Raw genomic sequence first — 18,453 nt, forward strand, 5'->3', positions numbered from 1 at the left:
GCGCAAGAGACAGAAACTGTCCCGTTTTGGAAAAGGCCGCCACTTTGGCGGCCTTTTTCGTGCGCGACGTGACACTATTCTAACGCGGCATCGCAGGTCTTGCCTGAATTTGCCGTGCGTGTAACACCGTCTCTTGTAACCAAACCGTCATAAAGCTGATCGGCGAAGGACTTAATAGCGAACACCATGGCATCGATTGCGATCTACAGTGTGAAAGGCGGCGTCGGCAAAACGACCTTTGCGGTCAACCTTGCCTGGTGCGCCGCCAGCATTTCGCGCCGCAAGACTCTGCTGTGGGACCTCGATGCGTCGAATGGTTCGGGCTATCTGCTCGGCGTCGATCCGAAGAAGAAGCGCACAGCGGAATCGGTGTTCTCGGCTGATCGCCAGCCATCCAAGCTGATCCAGAAAACCGATTACGCCAATCTCGACCTGCTTCCCGCCGATGAGAGCATCCGGACGCTCGGGCGGCAATTCGACCGGATCGGCAAGAAGAAACGGCTGGCCAAGCTGACCGAGCAGCTGACCAAGGAATATGACCGCATCATCTTTGATTGCCCGCCGGTGCTCAACGAAATCAGCACGCAGGTGATGCGCGCAGCCGACCTCGTGATTGTTCCGCTACCGCCATCGCCGCTTTCGACGCGGGCGCTTGATCAGGTGGTCGAGGAAGTGCGGGGCAGCGGCAAAAGCCATCCTCCCATCCTGCCGGTCCTGTCGATGATCGACATGCGCCGGACGCTGCACCGCGAGGCGCGCGAGGCCAACAGGAAATGGCCCGTCATCCCGCTCGCCAGCGCAATCGAGCAATGCGCAGTCGAGCGTAAACCGGTCGGTGAGTTCGCGCCGCGTTCACCAGCCGCGCGTGGCTTCGCGCAATTGTGGACCGCGATCGAACGCAAGCTCGCAAAGAAGTAAGCGCTCCGAATAGAGCTTCAGCACAGACGGCGCATTGCATCGCAGCCGCTGCCCGGCTTATGGGCTTTGCAGCACAAGGGGCCTGTTTCGATGAGCGATGTGACCGAAGGCATCGGTGGAGCGATTGAAGGCGCGCTGGCTGGACGCGCGGTCGAACCTGCTCATGGGGAAGGCAGCGGACATTCAGCCGACCCCACTGCCTGCTCAAATTGCGGGGCCACGGTCACTGCGACCTATTGCCCCGATTGCGGGCAAAAGCGCCACATCCACCGCACCATATCGGCGATCATGCACGATCTGATCCACGGCGTGCTCCATCTCGACGGAAAGCTGTGGCACACACTGCCTCTGCTGGTTTTCAAACCGGGCAAGCTTACCCGCCGCTATATCGATGGCGAGCGCGCCAAGTTCGTCAGTCCGATGGCGATGTTCCTGTTCAGCGTGTTCGCGATGTTTGCGGTGTTCCAGGCAGTCGGGCTGACCGCACCAACCGATCTTGTTGGCGACACCCGTGCGCAGGTCACGGACATGGTCGAAGCTGAGAGCCGCGTAGTCACGGCGCAAATCGCGGAGGTCGATAAAGAACTGGCCAAACCCGATCTTGATGAGGCTCGCCGAGCGGAACTGGAGACTCGCCGCGAGGGGCTGGAATCCGATCTCGCCTTGCTCGAAACGCGCGGACAAAATCTCACTCGTATGCTGGCTTCGGGCGAAACAGAGTTGTTCGGCGACCTAGAGGCGGCGGGCGAGGACCAGTTAAGCGCGGCAAAAGCGAGGCTGGAAACTTTGCCCGAAGGGTCTTCCGAACGAGCCAACCTGGCAGCAGAGATCGCATCGGCTGAAGATGGCATCACGCGTCTGCAGCAGCTTGGAGATGCGAATCTCTTCGTCACAACGGAAGATGGTTCCCTGAAGGTTTCCGAGACTGGCGTCGGTTTTCTGGATTCACTCCTGGACAAGTGGAACAAGAACCCTAGCCTGATGCTCTACAAGCTCCAGGCGAATGGCTATAAATTCAGCTGGTTGCTGATCCCGCTATCAATCCCGTTCGTTTGGCTGACATTCGCCTGGCGACGGCGCTTCAAGGCATACGATCACGCCATTTTCGTGACCTACTCGCTTAGCTTCATGTCGCTCTTGTTCATTGTGATCTCACTGCTCGCCGCTAGCTCTCTCGACGGCACAGGAGGCTGGGCATTCACGATCTTCGCGACAGTCGCCCCGCTGCATGTCTACAAACACCTGAAGCACACCTATGACCTTTCGCGTTTCTCGACGATTTGGCGCTTCTTGGTGCTCCTGGTGTGCATCATCATAATTCTGGTGCTGTTCCTGCAAGCGCTACTGGTACTGGGCGCATTTTGAACCGCGCACGAAAAAGGCGCCCGGATCGCCTCCGGACGCCTTCAATTTCGCAAGTTCTAAGCCTTAGGCCCCCTGCGGGGCCTCATCACCGCTGCCGCCAAAGCGTTTGCCCGCTTTCGGGATAGCGGAGCCATGGGTCGGCGGAGTGATGCTCGGTCCCTTGGGCTCATCCGGACGGTCGATCTTGCCGGTGTCGAGCAGGGTCGTGATCTCATCGCCGGTCAGCGTTTCGTATTCGAGCAACGCTTGCGCGAGCAGATGAAGCTTGTCTTCCTGACTCTTCAGGATGTCCTCGGCGCGCTTCAGACCGCCTTCGACCAGATCCTTGATCTCGGCATCGATCATCTTGTTGGTTTCTGCACCGGCCATCGTGCGCGAGGTCTGGCCCATGCCGAGATAGCCTTCCTGGCTCTGCTCGTACATCAGCGGCCCGAGCTTCTCGCTCATGCCCCATTTGGTGACCATGTTGCGCGCCAGATCGGTCGCATACTGAATATCGCTCGACGCACCGGACGATACCTTGTCGTGTCCGAAGATGATGTCTTCGGCGACGCGGCCACCCATCGCGACCGCGAGGTTCGCGTGCATCTTGTCGCGGTGATATGAGTAATTGTCGCGTTCCGGCAGGCGCATCACCATGCCCAGCGCACGGCCGCGCGGGATAATGGTCGCCTTGTGGATCGGGTCCGACGCCTCTTCGTTGACGCTGACCAGCGCGTGGCCCGCTTCGTGATAGGCGGTCATCTTCTTCTCATCGTCGGTCATGACCATGCTGCGACGCTCTGCGCCCATCATGACCTTATCCTTCGCGTCCTCGAATTCCTGCATCGCGACAAGGCGCTTGTTACGACGCGCTGCGAGCAAGGCTGCCTCGTTGACGAGGTTGGCGAGATCGGCGCCTGAGAAACCCGGCGTGCCGCGCGCAATAGTGCGCGGGTTCACGTCGGGAGCCAGCGGCACCTTCTTCATGTGAACGCCGAGAATTTTCTCGCGGCCATCGATATCTGGAATCGGCACCACAACCTGGCGGTCGAACCGGCCCGGACGCAGCAGCGCAGGGTCAAGCACGTCGGGGCGGTTGGTCGCCGCGACAATAATAATGCCTTCGTTCGCTTCGAAACCGTCCATCTCGACCAGCAGCTGGTTGAGCGTTTGCTCGCGCTCGTCGTTCGAGTTGCCGAGTCCATGGCCACGCGAACGGCCGACGGCGTCGATTTCGTCGATGAAGACGATGCACGGCGCGTTCTTCTTGGCCTGTTCGAACATGTCGCGCACGCGGCTCGCGCCGACGCCGACAAACATTTCGACAAAGTCCGAACCCGAGATCGTGAAGAACGGTACACCCGCTTCGCCTGCGATCGCGCGGGCGAGCAGTGTCTTACCAGTACCGGGCGAGCCGACGAGCAACGCGCCCTTCGGAATCTGACCACCGAGCTTTGAAAAGCGTTGCGGATCTTTGAGGAACTCGACGACTTCTTCCAGCTCTTCGCGCGCTTCATCAATACCGGCGACATCGTCGAAGGTCACACGGCCAGAGCGTTCGGTCAGCATCTTGGCCTTGGACTTGCCAAAGCCCATCGCGCCGCCTCCGCCGCCTTTCTGCACCTGCCGCAGCGCGAAGAACGCGATGCCGAGGATCAGAATGAAGGGCAACGACTGGATCAGGATGTAGAGCAGCATATTGGGCTGATCGCGTTCCTTACCCGAGAACTTGACGTCGTTCTCTTCGAGCAGTTCCGTAATCTTGGTGTCTGTCGGAACCGGGATGGTCGAGAACGGCTCGTTATTCTTGAGCGTGCCGGTGATGAGGTCCTGCCCCAACTGCACTTCTTCGACCTTGCCTTCGGTCACAGCGTCGCGGAATTCCGAATAGGTGATCGACGTGCCGGTGCTCTGCCCGGCATTGCCGAATAGGGAAACCACCAGCAGCAGCGCGAGGAAAATGCCGCCCCAGATCATCAATTGCTTCACCCACGGGTTCTGACCCTCGGGTGGCTCTTGTTGCGGATCGTTCTGCTCGCTCATGCGGATAGTTCCTTTCTCACCCGGCTAATGTAGGAGAGCACGGGTGAATGGCAAGATAATGCGGGGCCGAGTGTTTGGTGCGAATTTCCGAACACAGTAGTGCGATTTATCGATCTACGCGTGCTGGGCCGGTTCGGCTGCATAGGCAGCGAGGAAAACATCGACTGCCCCGGCAATGCGTTTCTCGCTGTCTTCCTTGGAGACCTGAGAGCCAAAGCGGTGCTCCAGATCGCCCATTCCCTTGCACATCGAGACGAATTGTTCGGCGGCCAGATAGGTGTCGTCGACATTGAGTTCGCCGCATTCTGCCGCATGTTGCAAGAAAGCGCTGAAGTCCTCCTTCATGCGCCAAGGCCCCGCTTCGAGGAACGCAAATCCAACCGCAGGCTCGCTTTCGGTCTCGGCTGCAATGCGGCGTTCGAACTGGATCATTTCGGGGCGTGAGAGGAATGCGAACATGGCTTTGCCGATTGTGGTCAGGCGGTCGCGAATCGATCCGGCGGGCATCACGTCGATTGTAAAATAGCCGCGCATTTTCTGGCATTCGCGCTCAACAGCCGCGACGAACAGAGCACGCTTGTCGCCGAAGTGATTGTAGATCGTAACCTTGGATACGCCCGCATCGGCAGCGACCTGCTCGATCGACGTGGCCGCGAATCCAACGTTCATAAAACTCTGCGCGGCGGCTTCGACAATCGCCTCGCGCTTGGCCTGATCGGAAGGCCGACCGAGCCGCTTTTTGACGTTGGGTGACAAGCTACTTGACAAAGTGAACGGCTCCGTTCAATTAAACGCGACCGTTCAATATTGATCTCTCTACCTTACCAAAGCAACCCCTTCCCCCAAGCAAAGGTTCCCCAACGTGCTCTGGATTGCGATCAGAATGCTGACGGGCGATAGTCAGAAATTCTACGGCTTGCTGTTTGGCATCGCCTTTTCGACACTGTTGATCACGCAGCAGCTGACCATTTTCGTGAACCTGGTGGAACGCGGCGCCAGCGGCGTGTTCAACGCGCCCGAAGCGGAAATCTGGGTGATGGACCCAGTCAGTCGCACCACTGACGTGAAGTTTGAAATGCCATCGACCGCGCTCGACGAAGTGCGCTCAGTGCGCGGCGTGGAATGGGCTGTTCCTCACCTGCGCGCAGCCGCTGCAGTTCGCACCAGCACTGGCGATCTCGAAGGTGTGGCGATCATCGGTGTCGACGACGCGACGTTGATCGGCCTGCCAGAGCGTATGGTCGAAGGATCGAAAGACGTCCTGTCGGAGCCGGATTCTGTGATCATCGACGATGTCGGCATCGGCAATCTGTTCGAGAATGGCCTCGATCCGATCGATCAGCGGCTCGAATTGAACGACCAGCGCGCGGTCATCCGCGGCGTGGCCGACTCCATCCCTAGCTTCACCAGTCAGGTCACGCTCTATACCAAATACAGCCGCGCGCTGAATTACGTGCCGGGTACGCGCAACCGACTGAGCTTTGTGCTTGCCGGTGTGAGCGAAGGTTCCTCCGCCACAGAGGTTGCCGCCCGGATCGAAGAGCAGACAGGACTGAAAGCTGTCCTGCGCGAAGACTTTGCCCAATCCGGCGTCGACTTCATCATCGAAAACACCGGCATCCCGACGAACTTCGGGATAACGGTGGTGCTTGGCTTCGTGGTCGGTGTTGCGATTGTCGGGCTGACCTTCAGCCTCTTCATCCGCGACAACATCAAGCAGTTCGGCGCGCTCAAGGCCATCGGTGTCACCAACCGCAAGATCGTGGGCATGGTCGCCTCCCAAGCGGCTTTGGTGGGAGCAATCGGCTATGCCTTCGGAGTGATCGGAACGGTCCTTTTCCTATGGGGCTTTTCAGGCAATCCGTTCTTCAAGGGGTTCTATATCCCCTGGCAGATACCGCTGGTCAGTCTGGTGTCGGTCATTGTGATCCTCGCGATCACGGGCTGGATCGCCTTGCGCAGCGTGCTCAGCACTGAACCTGCGGCGGTGTTCCGGTGAGCGAGATAGAAACCATGGACACAAGCGCCATCGGAGGCTGCGCACCGGAAGCCGCGATTTGCGCGCGCGGGATCGTGCGCGATTTTCAGGCGGGTCAGTCAACCATCCGCGTGCTGCACGGCATCGATACCGACATTAAATCAGGTGAGATGACTTACGTCGTCGGCGAGAGCGGATCGGGCAAGACCACGCTGATCTCCATCATGTGCGGCATCTTGTGGCCGACCGATGGCGAAGTGAAAGTGTTCGGCACCGACATTTACAGCCTGTCAGACACCGAACTGGTCAATTTCCGCCTCAACAATATCGGCTTCATTTTCCAGCAGTACAATCTGATCCCTTCGATCGACGCTGCCGCCAATGCCGCCGTGCCCTTGATCGCAAAGGGAGTGCCGATCGCGGAAGCCCGCGCCAAGGCGAAGGAACTGCTTGAAAAGCTCAATATCGGCGATCAGGCGGATAAGCTCCCCAACCAGTTATCTGGCGGTCAGCAGCAACGCGTCGCCATCGCCCGCGCTTTGGTTCACGAGCCGCGACTGGTGGTGTGCGACGAGCCAACTGCCGCACTCGATGCCAATTCGGGCCGCCGGGTGATGGACTTGCTTCGCGAAGTCGCCGTCGCCCCCGATCGCGCCTGCATCATCGTGACCCACGACAACCGTATCTTCGATCTCGCCGACCGCATCCTCGTGCTCGAGGACGGCCGCGTCACCCATGACGGCACCGAAATGCCGGACGACCACTGATCCCCAAGACGGACACAAACAATGGCCCTCCTTCCCCAAAACTTCAGCTTTTCGCGCCAGGTACTGCCGATCATCGCGCTGATCGGTATCGTCGGTGCGGCGATCTATATCTTCAGCGATCTGCCGGACCGGGAGACGACCGAGCCGGACAAGCAGCCGCCCAAGGCCACTGGCGAGCTCGCCAATTCGGCCCGCGTTGCAGGAGCAGGTCTGGTAGAACCGGCCAGCGAAATCATCGATATTGGTTCGGCACTATCCGGCTTGGTCACCGATCTGCGCGTCCAGACAGGCGACATGGTCGAGAAGGGCCAGCCACTGTTTCTAGTCGATGGCCGCGCCGCCCGCGCTCGACTGCAAGAGGCCAACGCCGCGATTGCCGAGGCCCGGGCAGCGATCAACGAAGCGCGTACGGCTCGCGATACTGCTGGTCAGCAGCTGGCATTGTTCCGCAATCTCGATGATCCCGCAGCGGTCAGCCGCTCCGAAGTGATCCGCGCCGAAGGCGAAGCTGCCGCTGCCGCCAGTAGGCTGAAGGTCGCGCAGGCTCGTCTCTCCGCAGCACAGGCTTCAGCCGCGAGTGCTCGCACCGAAATCGAGCGACTGGTCGTGCGCGCGCCGATCTCGGGCGAGATCCTGGCAGTGAACATTCGGCCTGGCGAATTTGTCGCGACGCAAGGCGGCGGGAACGCCTCACCCTTCATCCAGATGGGCCAGACCAACCCGCTGCATGTCCGTGTCGATATCGACGAAAACGAGGCAGCGCGCGTCGATCTGGGCGCAGATGCAACTGTCTCCCCTCGCGGCGCTGCTGAGGTCCAAGTGAAGGCGAAGTTCGTCCGCGCCGAACCGCAAGTCGTGCCAAAGCGGCAGCTTACCAACACGGCAGCCGAGCGGGTCGATGTCCGCGTGCTGCAGGTAATCTACGCGCTCCCGCAGAACGAAGCGTTCCGCGTCGGCCAGCAAGTCGACGCTTTCATCCCGGCCAAGACGTCGGGCGAAGAGACACCGGCACAGCAACCAGCGAGCGGGGAATAGATCGATGCTCCGGTTTTCCCGAATACTATCAGCGCTCGCACTGACCGCCGCGCTTGGCGCATGCGTCGCCGGGCCTGCTCCGGAAATCGCGACCCCGACGCCCCAATTGCCGGCCAACTATCTCTACGCACCCGACGGCCAAACCAGCGCTTCTCTCAGCGCTCTGCTGCCGTCGCGAGACCCGGCATTTCTGGAACTCGCCGCGCAAGCACTCGAAAACTCGCCGAGCCTTGGCGAAGCAGCAGCTCGGATAGAGACGGCTCGTGCGCGCGCACGCGGGGCTGGAGCAAACCGTCTCCCAAGTGTCAGCGCCGATGGTTCAGTAGTTGGCAACCGGATCAATCCCAACCAATTCGGCGATGGCGCAGGCCAAGGCGGCTTCATCGACGCGGAGCAGGTGTCCTACGGAGCGAACCTTGTCGCCAGCTGGGACGCCGACCTGTTCGGGCGTTTGCGGGCGCAAGAACGCGCCGCTCTTGCCCGGATCGACGCCGCAACTGCTTCGGCTAGCGCGGTCCGGATTGCGCTCATCTCGGAAATTGCAGGCAACGTGGTGGATTGGCGAACCCTGTCGGCGCGCGCAGATGCGCTGAAAGAAGATGTGCTCGCTGCACAGCAGCTCGCCGATCTCGCCAAAGCGCGCGAAGATGCCGGGTTGGCTCCGGGGTTCGACCGGGTGCGCGCCGAAGCCGCCGCCAGCGCTTCACGCTCGCGCCTTGCCTCTCTGGAAAGCGACCGCGCGCGGATCATCGGGCGACTGGTCACGCTGGCCGGGATCGACGGTCAAAGCGTCAATGCCGCCTTGGCGCAAGGTAGGCCCTTTCTTGAACCGGCTCAGCCTCCGGCATCGCTCCCATCCGAATTGCTGGCCAACCGCCCTGACGTGGTTGCCGCTACTGCAGAACTCGCCGCGACCGACGAAGACCTTGCTGCAACTGCGCGATCGCGCTTCCCGCAGCTAACCCTTTCGGCGGTTGTGGGACTGCTGGCCTTCAGCCCCGGTGATCTGTTCGACGAGGATTCCATTGTGGGCACGCTCACGGCAGGTGTTGCCGGGCCATTGCTCGATTTCGGGCGGATCGAAGCCGAGATCGATGGCGCCGCCGCGAACAAGAAAGCAGCCTTCGCGGCATATCGCGGCACGGTTTACCAGGCGCTAGGCGATGCCGAGACGGCTTATGGCCTGATCGAAGCAAGCGATGCCGAAGCGAAGCTGGCGCTGCAGGAACGCGACGAATTGGAGCGCGCGGCCCGGCTTGCCAACACCCGCTACCGCGCGGGCCTTGCCGATTTCCTGACAGTGCTGGAAGCACGCCGCGCTGCCGATGCCAGCGGAGAGCGTGCAGCGGCGGTCCTGGGCCGGGCACAGCGGGCGCGGATATTGCTATGGCAGGCCTTGGGCGGCGAGGACTTTGGCGAAACGAGCTAAAGCAGCACGCGCTCGAACATCCAGAAGCTGCCGATGATGCCAATTCCATAGGTCGCGGCGCGGATGGCTGGGCCTTCGATCACGGGGAGCGCGCGGTTGATCACAGCGAGCAGCGCCAGAACCGCTGCGATCACCAGCAATTGCCCGGCTTCGACACCGACATTGAAGGCGACGAGTGCGGCTGCAATTTCGCCTTGAGGCAGGCCAATTTCCGCTAACGCTCCTGCAAATCCAAAACCGTGCAGCAAGCCAAAAGCAAAGGCGACCAGCCATGGCGCGCGGCGTGTCCAGGTTTCGCGATCCGGTTCGCGCAGCTTGCCGGCCAGCTCTACTGCGAGGAACACAATCGACAGCGCAATGAGCGCTTCGACCGCGCGGCTTGGCAGGCCTGCATAACCCAGCGTGGTAGCGACCAAGGTGATGGAGTGCGCCACGGTGAAGGCCGTCGCGGCCTTCACTACCGGCCATGTCTTGCCGACAAGCAGCACCAGCGCGATCACGAACAGCAGATGGTCCCAGCCGAGCAGGATATGCTCGGTGCCGATCAAAAAGTAATCGCGCGCAACCTGCCAGCGATCAGGCGCAGCAGCGATGGTCGCAATTGGCTCAGCAGCGGTCAGCCGAAAGCTCTGCACTTCGCCATCCAGCGGCACCATCCGCGCAATCGCATCGGCGCTACCGAGCAGTTCTGTGAGGCCAAAGCTCTGATCCGCAAGCGCCCCCGAGCATTGCAACCGCGTGCTACCATAGAGAGCGAGCGGCGCAGCGCGCTGAACCGGCTCACCTTCCATCGTGCAGACATTGGGAATGACCGGCCGCGCAAGCATCGCCGCCGATTGCCCGGGCGTGGCGGCGACAGGCAGTTTCCATTCGAGCGTCCACTGGCCTGCTTCTCGTTCGGTTAGTTCGACGACAGCAGGCCGGAGTTCATCGGCAGCGAGAGGCGCAGCCACCACCGCAAGGAGGAGAGCCACGAGCCAACGAATCACCGATCGATCTCGACCCGGTAGCCATCGCGCAAGACCTGGAAGGCGCGCTCCTTGCGCTGCGCGATTTCTTCGCTGCGCCAGTCGTTTTCCACGCGATCGCGGATCGCTTCGAAGTCTGGCCCGTCGCCGGAAGCACGGTTGCGGAGACGAACCAAGTGCCAGCCAAAGCCAGACTGGATCGGCGCGGACCATTCGCCGGATGAATCAAGCTCGGAAAGCTGGCCCGCGAACGCCTCGCCAAAACGCTTCTCGACTTCGCTCGAAGACACATCGTCCATTGTCGCAGGCAAGCTGATCGGTTCGCCAATACTCTGCCAATCGGACTGCGAATTCAGGTTAGCCAGAGCGGCGCGCGCGCTGTTCTCGTCGCCAAAGTAGAGCTGGTCGAAACTGACCTCTCCCGCACCGGAATACCGTGCCCGATTTTCCTCAAAGAATGCCCGCAATGCCGCCTCGTCTGGTTCCGCGCCCTCCGCAGCAGCACTGGCCGACATGTCCATCTTGGCCACCATCCGCTGGCGGACCACAGCATCGCCCTGATCCAGCCCGAGCCTTAGCGCCTCCCGGTGCAGCACCTCATCACGGACGAAGCGCTCGATCTTTGCATCGAGTTCGGCATCGGTCGGTGCACGGCCCATCGTCCGCTCGAACCGCAAGGCAAGCTGTGCCTGCGTGTCGCGGTCGACCTCGATCAGCCTGCTGGCAGGATCAACCGGCTCGCCGCGCCAGCCGAGCAGCGCGAACAGGACAAATCCGGCAACGAGAAAATGGACCAGCGGCTCGCGGGTCCAGCCCGGCAATGTCATTCAGCAACCTCAGGCGCTGGGCTTCAGCCAGATCGGCGATGTGTAGGCACGTTCCTGCGCAACCGAGTTCGCCATAGCATCATCGCTGAGCGTGATCCCGAACTGCACTGCGTCAAACAGCGTCCAGCGCGGGGTCGGAATCTCGATCACGCGGACATAGTAGAATGCGCGCTGGCCCGACTCGTAATCGGGATCGGTCCACACCGCCCGCAGTTCCGCTGCGCCGATATCGTTGGTGTAGGTTGCCTCTTCGCGGTTCACGGTGTCGCCGACAGCCGGGACGTTGCCGCCCGATAGCGCACGGCTCTCCATATCGCTCCACACGACATCATAGACCTGCTCGCGCAGCTCGCCCGAGCTGTCGAGCCAACCTTTTACCACCTGCACCCGGTCAAGATTGGCGCCATCGGGGTCTTTCAATGCGCTGATCATCATCTGCGGGGGCATGCCGCCATCGGTCAGTTCGCCGCCCATCGGTACGCCGTCCGAATACCCTTTGCGGACCCAGTCATTGTCCCAATCGGCCTCGGTAAAGTCGAACCCGCCGAACACTCGCACGCTCATGCGTGGGCCGGTAGTGGCATAGACTTCGCGCCGGGCGAAGGCGTCGAAGATTTCCGCTCGCGTATTGCCCCGCGCCCAGGCAGCTGCATAGCCGCCCGCGAGATAGTGCCAGCCGAACCGGCCAACGCGCGTGCCGAGGTTCTGAGCCTGATTGGCGCGCTCGGTGTTCGCTTGCTCGTTGCCGCTGTGCTTGCCCCAGAAATTGTCTTCATCGCCCGTCGCCAGCGAGGTGTGGCTATCGGTCGACCCGATCATGCCGAACGCATAGGGGTTCACGCCCAATTGTTCTTCGAGCGACAGCCCGCGCTTCAGCGCCTCGCGCACGTAATTGCCTGCGAGCATATCGTCTTCGGTCTTGGCGGTGAGCGGCAGGTTGCCGAGCTCCCAGCCTTGAACACCGTATCCTGCCATTTCGTCATTGGGCGAGAGGAAGGGATGCGTTTCGCTGTCTCCCTTGATCTGGGTCACTTCAACGACTGGCTCTGCGGCCGCGCGCTTGCTGGCATACTCCGCCGTCATCGGAGAGCCGTCGGGCATCGTCATCTCGAACATCAGCCCGTTGGACAGGTTCGAATTGTGCGGGATCGCAAGCGCCTGGCCGCCCGTGCTCTCGGCATATGAGGCCATGTAGTCCCAGAGTTGCTCGGCTGTACTGCCAATGCCTGGGAATGGTAGCACCTGTTTGGTCCTGTCGGAGCCATCACGGAACATCACGACGCGGTGTAGATTATTGCCGTCGGGCATGCGCGTCCACTCGAAGCCAGCCAGCGCGGTGAATTCGCCAGGCTGATTGTAGCGATCAAGCGTGTCGAGATGGCCGTTCCAGATTTCGGTCGTCGCTTCCCTCTGCTGCTCGGGATCCGTCAACGCCTCAGGCAAAGTGCCGTTCGCTGCCGCCGTAATAAGCTCGGCAATCGCCAACTGCGATTGCTCGGGGCTTTCGTGCATCATGTCGTACCAGCGCAGCAGCGTATCATCGCCCATCGCCACTACGCCAAGACGCGGTGCGTCATAGAGCCGCCGGGTCGCCCCCAGTCCATCGGAGTGGTCTGCGATCACAAGGAAATCGAGTGGCCGGGCGAGCTTCGCCTTGGCACCGGTCGTCGCGGTGACTTCCTCTCCGCTGGCGAAGCGAAGCGCCTCTTCCGGGCCGAGCCGCACGCCAAAGCCGAACGCGTCGACTGAGTTGTCTGTGTGAAGGTGGGTGTCACCCCAATAGGGACGGTCAGGAAACTCAGCGAGTTCGATCGTGCCCTCGCCATCGCCGCTTTGCGCCTCGTCGACAGATGTCAGTCCATCGCAAGCAGCCAACCCCAATGCCGCAACACCCGCCAGCGCGAGCGTGTTCCATGCTTTCCGCATGCGTCCTCCCTTCAACTCTCTCCGCGCCAAGTGTGCGTCGGGAGGAATAGGTTCGTCAAGCAGACCTTTTGAGCAAAGCGGTACGTTCGCATCGACAGACGACTTCGTCTTTCTGATTGATCAGTTCGTGCGTGAAGGTGACGATGCCGGCTTCCGGGCGCGACTTGCTTTCGCGCAGTTCCTTCACTTCGCTGCGCGCCCGCATCGTGTCGCCGATGAAAACCGGGTTAGGCGTCACGACATTGTTGAAGCCGAGATTGGCAACGAGCGTGCCGAGCGTGGTGTCACCCACCGACAGCCCCACCAGCAGCGAAAACGTGAAGGTCGAATTCACAAGGATTTGCCCGAACCCGCTTTCCTTAGCTGCCTCAACATCGAGATGCAGCGGCTGCGGATTGTGCGTCATGGTCGAGAACAGCAGATTGTCGGTCTCGGTCACGGTACGGCGGATTTCGTGCTCGATCGTTTCGCCGACCTGCCATTCATCGAAGAACTTGCCTGCCATGGGTCAGCCTTTCGTCCAGCTCGCGACCACTGCCGCGCCGTTGTCATCGCTCGAACGAAGCACACCCGGCGTCCGATCAAAACGCGGAGCGGGCGCGGTGTGCCATTCGCCTTCGTGCTGAACGAAGGTCTCACGCGCTTTCATGTGAGGGTGATCGCGCGCTTCGTCCAATTCGAGCACCGGCGCGAAGCAGGCGTCCGATCCTTCGAGCAATCGGGTCCATTCCGCCTGAGGCCTGGTCTTGAACAAGGCGGCGAGCTTCTCCGCATATTCGTCCCAATTTGCGGGGTTCATCTGACCGTCGGCCAGCTCTGCCGGGGCGCCAGACTTCGCCAGCAACTCGGCATAGAATTGCGGCTCAATCGCGCCGACGGACACTTCCTTGCCGTCAGCACATTCGAAACAGCGGTAGAAATGCGCAGCTCCCCCAAGCATGCCCTTGCCGCGTTCAGTGGTGAGGAAGGCCCTGCCGCCTGCACCGAAGAAAAAGCTCATCAGGCTGGTCGCGCCGTCGACGATTGCAGCATCGACAACCTGCCCCTTGCCCGAGCGTTCGCGCTCATACAGCGCGGCGAGGATGCCGAACGCGCAATACATCGACCCGCCGCCGAAATCGCCGACAAGGTTCTGCGGCGGGACGGCGGTTTCTCCTGCCCGGCCAACTGCCGAGAGCGCGCCGGTGATCGCGATATAGTTGATGTCGTGCCCGGCGGCCTGTGACAGCGGCCCATCCTGACCCCAGCCGGTCATGCGGGCGTAGACAAGGCGCTCATTTGCGCCGAGCAATTCGTCCGGGCCCAGACCAAGCCGCTCCATCACGCCGGGGCGGAAACCTTCGATCAGCACATCGGCCTTGGCGCAGGCATCGCGGCAGAAGGCCTTGCCTTCGTTGCTCTTGAGATCGACCGCCACACGGTGCCGCGCGCGCTCGACCACGGGGTTGCTCACCGCGCTGCCGGGACGGTCGATCCGAACCACTTCCGCACCCAAATCTGCCAGCAACATCGCAACATGCGGCCCCGGCCCGATCCCTGCAAATTCGATCACCTTGAGGCCGGTCAGCGGCCCGCTCGCCTGGTTCATCTGTCAACTCTCCCTTGCCACATCCTGTGGCGCGCAAGCGACAGACTGGCAAGACTTGAGAACCGGACCTGTGAACCAGCCTGTGAACCGGCCATGCGTTGTGCGTTGCACCACACCGGCGGCGTTGCTACGCGAATTTGCGTATCAAAATGTTAGCGCCCTGCGCACCAGCTGTAGAACCAATGAGGTCGATGAGTGAGCACGAGCCAACGGACAGTGCTTGCCGCAGCTTCGGGCGGCGGCCATTGGGAGCAAATGATGCTTCTAAGGCCTGCGCTTGAGAAGTTTGACGTGCGCTTTGCGACCACAGAGCCGCTACTGCCGAAACAGCATGGGATCGAGAACGCCGAAACGCTTCCCGACTGCAACCAGAATATGCCGCTGCGATCCGTCATGTGCGCATTCGTTGCAGCCTGGATTATCCTCAAGATCCGCCCCGATGTCGTGATTTCGACTGGCGCGGCCCCCGGTTTTTTCTGCATTCTGTTCGGGCGCATGATCGGTGCGAAAACACTCTGGATCGACAGTGTCGCCAATGGTGAGCAGCTTTCGATGTGCGGCAAACTCTCCAGGAAATTCGCGCATGAATGCCTCACCCAGTGGGAGCATCTCGCCGCCGAGCCGAGCCCGCGCTATTTCGGAGCCGTGCTGTGATCCTCGTTACGGTCGGCATGCAACTCGGTTTCGACCGGCTTATCGAGGCGATGGACAAGCTCGCGCCTGATCTTGACCAGCCGATCATCGCGCAAACTGGCAAGGGCAGCTACAGCCCCCGGCATATGGAGGCGCGCATCAAGATTGCGCCAGCCGATTTCGAAGAGATGGTCGAGCAATCGAGCCTGATCGTCAGCCATGCCGGGATCGGCACCGTCCTGACGGCAGCTCGCTTTGGCAAACCAGTCCTGCTGATGCCCCGGCGCGCCGCACTCGGCGAACACCGCAACGACCACCAACTTGCCACCGTCCGCAATCTGGAGGGAAGGCCCGGAATTCTCGTCGCGATGGACGAGACCGAACTTGCAGATCGCATCTGCGAGGGGCTTTCCCTCAATGAGGTCACGAAGCCACCTTCCCCGCCTGCAGAGCAGCTCCAGTCGGCGATCACGCGCTTTATCGAGACGGGAAATCTGTAATGGCTTGCAGTAGTCACAGTATCGGCAAAGGGCGGGTCGCATGACAGCGTTTCGATGGGGCATCTGGGGGACCGGCGACGTTGCCAGGAAGTTCGCCCTTGGCCTGGGTGCGGTCGAAGGGGCTTCTCTTGCCTGGACACTCAGCCGCGACCAATCCCGTGCCGATGCCTTTGCGCAGCGCATTGGCGCTCCGGTCGGATTTTCGAGCCTTGAAGACGCTGCTGCTACGGGAGCGGACGCGGTATATATCGCGACCCCGGCGCATGCTCATGCGGACAACGCCGTCGCCGCGCTCGAAGCCGGCATCCCGGTCCTCGTCGAGAAACCCTTCGCCTCCAGCTTCGCCGATGCGCAGCGCATTGTCGACGCCGCCCGGGAACGGAAGGTCTTCGCGATGGAAGCGATGTGGACGCGCTTTCAGCCCAACGTCATCGAAGCGGCCAAGCTCATCGCTTCGGGCGCAATCGGAACCCCGCGCCTTCTGCGCGGTGAGGTCTGTATCGCCACCAAGCCCGGAGGGTCGCTCTACGATCCGAACGGCGGCGGCGCCTTGCGGCAGCGCGGGATCTACCCGCTTTCGCTGGCGGCGCATTTCCTCGGCTTTCCGGACAAATCCTCCGCCATCATCCGCCGGGGCCAATCCGGTGCCGATGAAGAAACTGGGGTTCAACTGCGCCATCCCGGCGGCGCGATCTCCCAGATACGCGCAAGCCTGACGACGACCGCGCCCAACTCGTTGGAAATCCTCGGTGACAAGGGTTCGTTGCGCTTTGAAGGTCGCATCTGGCGACCATCCGCGCTCCATCTGAAGCAATACAAAGCGCGCGGTGAGGGTGGATCGCCCGGCAAACTTGCCGACCTGCGCGAGACCGGATTGGGACAGAGCGCGCAGCGTATCTTGATGCCGCTGATGGACCGAAAAGGGCGCCGCAGGATTTCCGCTGCCAGCCGGAGCAATGGCTACGGCTATCAAGCGGAAGAAGTGATGGCCCGGATCGTGGCGGGCGACCTCGAAAGCCCGCGCATGCCCCTGTCCGAAAGCCTGGCTCTGACCGAATTGATGGACCGCCTGCTCGACGAAAGAGACGCTTCGTGAAAACTGCAATTGTCGGCTGCGGCTATGTCTTCGATCACTACATGAGCACCTGGGATCAACATCCGATCCTGGAGCTGAAGGGTGTCACGGACCTGAAGCCGGATCGAACCAAGTCTGTCTCCGAAGCCTATGGCGTGCACGTCTATGACAATTTCGAAGCGATTCTGGCCGACCCCGAGGTCGAACTCGTTCTGAACTTCACGTCCATCGACAGTCATGCCGAGATCATCCGCTCGGCGCTCGAAGCGGGGAAGCACGTCTACACCGAGAAGCCAGTGACGGAGGACCCCGAAGAGGTTCAGGCGCTCTTCGCGCTTGCCGCTGAACGAGGTCTCTATCTGTCGTCTGCCCCCTGCAACATGCTTTCCGACACCGTCAGTACCATGCGCCGCGCCGTCCGCGATGGCGTCGTCGGAACGCCGCGCGTTGTCTATGCCGAGTTCGACGACAATCCGATTTACCTCATGAAACCGGAAGGTTGGAGGTCGAAAACCGGCGCGCCTTGGCCGTGGAAAGACGAATATGAGCACGGGTGCACCGTCGAGCATGCCGGCTATTATCTCACATGGCTGGTCGCCATGTTCGGCCCGGTCGCGCGCATTACGGCATTCTCCAAGGCGACGGTGCCCGACAAGGCCGGGGATGTGGCACTTCAGCCGCCCGATTCCGCTGACTTTTCCGTGGCGTGTCTCGACTTTGAAAGCGGTGTGACTGCGCGCGTCACAATGTCGATCTCTGCGCCTTACGATCAACGATTCAGAGTGATCGGCGACAAGGGCGAGCTGTGGACGGACACTTACCGCCATTTCCAAAATCCGGTCTATTTTGAACCGTTCACCCAGCTTTCCCTCAATGCCCGCAAAGCGAGAGCCGTTCGCTCCAGCGGGATGCTGCGGAAAATCTTCGGGGTCGGGGGCAAGCGCGTACCGCTTGTTAAACGCCCAGCAGATCCCGGCGCGCCGCGCCGAGGATTCAGTCCCAAGGCGTGGGTCCAGCGGCAAAAGAAGAGCCAGCTCGGCGCACAGGACAAGTGCCTCGGGCCTGCCCTTCTGGCGAAAGCGATTGAGACCGGCGGCGAAAGTCCCCTTCCCCCCGACTTCGTGATGCACGTCAACGAATTGACCATGGCGATGCACCGTGCCGGCACCGAAGGGCGGCCAATCGAGCTGAAGACAAGTTGCGCGATGCCGCCGCTTGAAACCTTCGCTGCCGACAGCGACCGATCCCGGGCCTATCCCGGTCCGGGCGCACTCAGCAGATTGGCGGAAAAGCTGATCGAACGGTTGCACCGCCATTAGAGGACGATCGTTCCTTCACTTTGCGCCGATAAAAAGTGACGATTCCAGAACAAGCCTAACGCGATCTTAAGCACTTAGCGCCCAATGTCCCGCGCAAATC

At 61.3% G+C, this 18,453-nt stretch carries 17 protein-coding genes; 10 read left to right on the plus strand and 7 right to left on the minus strand.

All coding sequences use genetic code 11. The features are described 5' to 3' along the window. The first annotated feature begins 186 nt into the window (after positions 1-186). Positions 187-918 carry a ParA family protein gene (locus Q0837_RS12915; RefSeq protein WP_298470017.1) on the plus strand — a complete coding sequence of 244 codons (732 nt, stop codon included), beginning with the start codon at positions 187-189 and terminating at the stop codon, positions 916-918. Positions 919-1,008: 90 nt separating this feature from the next. Next, entirely contained in the window at positions 1,009-2,283 is a 1,275-nt protein-coding gene (locus tag Q0837_RS12920) for a DUF3667 domain-containing protein (RefSeq protein WP_298470018.1), read from the plus strand. 63 nt (positions 2,284-2,346) lie between these two features. On the opposite strand, the gene ftsH is transcribed toward Q0837_RS12920, so the two are convergent. Beyond that, positions 2,347-4,308, minus strand: a complete 1,962-nt coding sequence (gene ftsH, locus Q0837_RS12925) for an ATP-dependent zinc metalloprotease FtsH (RefSeq protein ID WP_298470019.1) — start codon at positions 4,306-4,308, stop codon at positions 2,347-2,349. Between the two features lie 114 nt (positions 4,309-4,422). Further along, complete coding sequence (locus Q0837_RS12930) at positions 4,423-5,064, minus strand: TetR/AcrR family transcriptional regulator (protein WP_298470021.1); 642 nt, start codon at positions 5,062-5,064, stop codon at positions 4,423-4,425. A 127-nt stretch (positions 5,065-5,191) separates the two neighbouring features. Between Q0837_RS12930 and Q0837_RS12935 the strand changes: the two genes are divergently transcribed. The 4 genes from Q0837_RS12935 to Q0837_RS12950 are packed head-to-tail and all read left to right on the plus strand — an operon-like array spanning position 5,192 to position 9,517. Continuing rightward, positions 5,192-6,307: an ABC transporter permease gene (locus tag Q0837_RS12935; protein WP_298470023.1), complete on the plus strand. Its 1,116-nt coding sequence runs from the start codon at positions 5,192-5,194 to the stop codon at positions 6,305-6,307. Continuing rightward, a complete protein-coding gene (locus Q0837_RS12940; protein WP_298470025.1) occupies positions 6,304-7,053 on the plus strand; it encodes an ABC transporter ATP-binding protein in 750 nt (249 codons plus the stop codon). The genes Q0837_RS12935 and Q0837_RS12940 overlap by 4 nt, the downstream gene beginning before the upstream one ends. Positions 7,054-7,074: 21 nt before the next feature. Continuing rightward, entirely contained in the window at positions 7,075-8,088 is a 1,014-nt protein-coding gene (locus tag Q0837_RS12945) for an efflux RND transporter periplasmic adaptor subunit (RefSeq protein ID WP_298470027.1), read from the plus strand. Positions 8,089-8,092: 4 nt separating this feature from the next. After that, positions 8,093-9,517 carry an efflux transporter outer membrane subunit gene (locus Q0837_RS12950; protein ID WP_298470029.1) on the plus strand — a complete coding sequence of 475 codons (1,425 nt, stop codon included), beginning with the start codon at positions 8,093-8,095 and terminating at the stop codon, positions 9,515-9,517. Here Q0837_RS12950 and Q0837_RS12955 read toward each other — a convergent pair. From Q0837_RS12955 to Q0837_RS12975, 5 genes are read right to left on the minus strand one after another with little or no spacing between them, the layout of a single operon-like run. Next, a complete protein-coding gene (locus tag Q0837_RS12955) occupies positions 9,514-10,491 on the minus strand; it encodes a HupE/UreJ family protein (protein ID WP_298470031.1) in 978 nt (325 codons plus the stop codon). The genes Q0837_RS12950 and Q0837_RS12955 overlap by 4 nt on opposite strands. A gap of 11 nt (positions 10,492-10,502) precedes the next feature. Then, the gene (locus tag Q0837_RS12960) at positions 10,503-11,312 is read right to left on the minus strand and encodes a peptidylprolyl isomerase (RefSeq protein WP_298470033.1); all 810 of its coding nucleotides are present in this window, start codon (positions 11,310-11,312) and stop codon (positions 10,503-10,505) included. A gap of 9 nt (positions 11,313-11,321) precedes the next feature. Then, positions 11,322-13,238: a DUF3604 domain-containing protein gene (locus tag Q0837_RS12965; protein WP_298470035.1), complete on the minus strand. Its 1,917-nt coding sequence runs from the start codon at positions 13,236-13,238 to the stop codon at positions 11,322-11,324. 55 nt (positions 13,239-13,293) lie between these two features. Further along, positions 13,294-13,743: a MaoC family dehydratase gene (locus tag Q0837_RS12970; protein WP_298470037.1), complete on the minus strand. Its 450-nt coding sequence runs from the start codon at positions 13,741-13,743 to the stop codon at positions 13,294-13,296. A 3-nt stretch (positions 13,744-13,746) separates the two neighbouring features. After that, complete coding sequence (locus Q0837_RS12975) at positions 13,747-14,826, minus strand: CaiB/BaiF CoA-transferase family protein (RefSeq protein WP_298470039.1); 1,080 nt, start codon at positions 14,824-14,826, stop codon at positions 13,747-13,749. Between the two features lie 195 nt (positions 14,827-15,021). On the opposite strand from Q0837_RS12975, the gene Q0837_RS12980 reads away from it, so the two are divergent. From Q0837_RS12980 to Q0837_RS12995, 4 genes are read left to right on the plus strand one after another with little or no spacing between them, the layout of a single operon-like run. Continuing rightward, positions 15,022-15,480, plus strand: a complete 459-nt coding sequence (locus Q0837_RS12980) for a glucuronosyltransferase (RefSeq protein ID WP_298470041.1) — start codon at positions 15,022-15,024, stop codon at positions 15,478-15,480. Next, positions 15,477-15,959: a glycosyltransferase gene (locus Q0837_RS12985; RefSeq protein ID WP_298470043.1), complete on the plus strand. Its 483-nt coding sequence runs from the start codon at positions 15,477-15,479 to the stop codon at positions 15,957-15,959. Before Q0837_RS12980 ends, Q0837_RS12985 begins: the two co-directional genes overlap by 4 nt. A gap of 40 nt (positions 15,960-15,999) precedes the next feature. Beyond that, the gene (locus Q0837_RS12990; RefSeq protein ID WP_298470045.1) at positions 16,000-17,055 is read left to right on the plus strand and encodes a Gfo/Idh/MocA family oxidoreductase; all 1,056 of its coding nucleotides are present in this window, start codon (positions 16,000-16,002) and stop codon (positions 17,053-17,055) included. After that, positions 17,052-18,353, plus strand: a complete 1,302-nt coding sequence (locus Q0837_RS12995; protein ID WP_298470047.1) for a Gfo/Idh/MocA family oxidoreductase — start codon at positions 17,052-17,054, stop codon at positions 18,351-18,353. The genes Q0837_RS12990 and Q0837_RS12995 overlap by 4 nt, the downstream gene beginning before the upstream one ends. The last annotated feature ends 100 nt before the right edge of the window (positions 18,354-18,453 follow it).

Source organism: uncultured Erythrobacter sp. (genome assembly GCF_947499705.1).
GTDB lineage: Bacteria > Pseudomonadota > Alphaproteobacteria > Sphingomonadales > Sphingomonadaceae > Erythrobacter.